Annotated in this window: 1 protein-coding gene; it reads right to left on the reverse strand. The window is 70.4% G+C overall.

Going from position 1 to position 1,037, the window contains the following annotated elements; all coding sequences use genetic code 11:
• A partial coding sequence (locus CFB49_RS35350; protein WP_256979949.1) for an acetyl-CoA C-acetyltransferase occupies nucleotides 1-1,037 on the reverse strand: 1,037 nt, incomplete at both ends.

The following is a 1,037-nucleotide window of genomic DNA, read 5'->3' on the forward strand; positions in this document are numbered from 1 at the left end:
TGGCCGATCGCGATCGCCCCGCCGTTCACGTTCACCTTCGACGTGTCCCAGCCCATCTGCTTGTGCACCGCCAGCGCCTGCGCCGCGAACGCTTCGTTGATCTCCATCAGGTCCAGGTCGCCCGGCGTCCAGCCCGCGCGCTCCAGCGCACGGCGCGACGCCGGCACCGGGCCCATGCCCATCACGCTCGGATCCACGCCCGCGTTCGCATACGCCTTGATCCGCGCCAGCGGCGTCAGGCCCAGCGCCGCCGCCTTCTGCGCCGACATCACCAGCACCGCCGCCGCGCCGTCGTTCAACCCCGACGCGTTCGCCGCCGTCACCGAGCCGTCCTTCGCGAACGCCGGCTTCAGCCCGGCCAGCGACTCCGCCGTCACGCCGTGACGCACGAACTCGTCGGTCGCGAACTGCAGCGGCTCGCCCTTGCGTTGCGGGATCGACACCGGCACGATCTCGTCGTCGAAACGCCCGGCCTTCTGCGCGGCTTCCGCCTTGTTCTGCGACAGCGCCGCGAACGCGTCCTGCTCTTCGCGCGTGATCCCGTATTCCTTCGCGACGTTCTCCGCCGTGATGCCCATGTGGTACTGGTTGTACACGTCCCACAGCCCGTCGACGATCATCGTGTCGACCAGCTTCGCGTCGCCCATCCGGAACCCGTCGCGCGAGCCCGGCAGCACGTGCGGCGCCGCGCTCATGTTCTCCTGGCCGCCCGCGATCACGATCTCCGCGTCGCCCGCGACGATCGCGTTCGCCGCCAGCATCACGGCCTTCAGGCCCGAGCCGCACACCTTGTTGATCGTCATGCCCGGCACCGCGCTCGGCAGCCCCGCCTTGATCAGCGACTGCCGCGCCGGGTTCTGCCCGGAGCCGGCCGTCAGCACCTGGCCCATGATCACTTCGCTGACCTGGTCGGGCTTCACGCCCGCACGCTCCAGCACCGCGCGGATCACCGTCGCGCCCAGTTCCGGCGCCGCAATCTTCGCGAGCGAGCCGCCGAATTTGCCGACCGCGGTCCGCGCGGCCGATACGATCACTAC

The sequence above is a fragment of the Burkholderia sp. AU17457 genome, from assembly GCF_002223255.1.
In the GTDB taxonomy this organism is placed as follows: domain Bacteria; phylum Pseudomonadota; class Gammaproteobacteria; order Burkholderiales; family Burkholderiaceae; genus Burkholderia; species Burkholderia sola.